Below are 1,492 nucleotides of genomic sequence, written 5' to 3' on the forward strand. Positions count from 1 at the left end.
CTTATCATCAGAACCAGGTGATGTAAGTGTAGACTGTGAAGGAATACCAGCAGTACCAACAATTACCGCAACCGATAATTGTGATACAGTAGTAGACGTAGTGTTTACCGAAGTAAGTAATACGGTAGTAGATGGCTGTGGAGAGATTGTACGTCAATGGGAATCAACCGATAATTGTGGAAACACAGTAAGTCATACCCAAACCATCACTGTAACCGATACTACTGCACCAGTCTTATCAGAGGAACCAGGTGATGTAAGTGTAGACTGTGAAGCAATCCCAGCAGTACCAACAATTACCGCAACCGATAATTGTGATACAGTAGTAGACGTAGTGTTTACCGAAGTAAGTAATACGGTAGTAGACGGCTGTGGAGAGATTGTACGCCAATGGGAATCAACCGATAATTGTGGAAACACAGTAAGTCATACCCAAACCATTACAGTAACTGATATAACTAAACCAGAATTTACAGTTCCAGTTGATATTACTATATACAAGGATGATACATGTGCCTATGATGCTAATATTGGAATCACAGGAGATGTAACAGACGAGTCAGATAATTGTGATACAAGTTTAAATGCTAGCTATAGTGATGTTGAATCAGTAGGTTCATGTATAGGAGAGGTTATTATAACAAGAACATGGTCTTTAACAGATAACTGTGGAAATACAACTGAAAAAGTTCAAACTATAATAGTTAAAGATAATTCAGCTCCAATTATAGACGAAACAAATAAAAATGATATAGACATAGAATGTGGAGTAGGAGATACAGAAACTACTTTACAAGATTGGTTAGATAGTAATGCAGGAGCAACAGCAACAGATAACTGTAGTAGTGTTACATGGACTAATAATTATGGGGATGATACCTCTGTGAAATGTGACGGAAGTTATATCACAGTAACATTTACAGCTACAGATGATTGTGGAAACTTTAGTACTACAACAGCGGGATATTTAATTAAAGATGAAACACCACCAACAATAACTCAGCAACCATCTGATAAGACTGTTGAGTGTGATGGGTCAGGAAATACAACAGAATTAAATAATTGGTTAGCTAGTAATGGAGGAGCAACAGCTACAGATGATTGTAGTATTGTAACATGGAGTAATAATTATACAGATTTAACATACACATGTAGTTTTACAGGAGAGGTAGAGGTAATTTTTACAGCAAAAGATGCCTGTGGAAATACTATTAATACTACTGCTGCTAAATTTACTGTAGAAGACACAGTAGCGCCAGAATTTGTGGAGACTTTACCAGCAGCAGAAATCACAGTAAGTTGTGATAACATTCCAGTAATGGAAACCTTAACAGCAACCGATAATTGTGATACTTCTGTAACAGTAATTCCGAGTGAAGTAACCAGTGGAGATGATGACGCATGTGGATCAGAATACTTAATAACTAGAAAATGGACAGTATCAGATTGTTCAGGAAACACGACAACACATATTCAGGTAATTACAGTAGAA

The 1,492-nt window shown here is 36.8% G+C and carries 1 protein-coding gene; it reads left to right on the forward strand.

Annotated features, from left to right (window positions below; all coding sequences use genetic code 11):
* Positions 1-1,492: HYR-like domain-containing protein (locus tag VBY68_RS01915; protein ID WP_462218633.1), on the forward strand; the 1,492-nt coding region annotated here is incomplete at both ends.

Origin of the sequence: Tenacibaculum ascidiaceicola (assembly GCF_047470925.1) — a bacterium.
In the GTDB taxonomy this organism is placed as follows: domain Bacteria; phylum Bacteroidota; class Bacteroidia; order Flavobacteriales; family Flavobacteriaceae; genus Polaribacter; species Polaribacter discolor.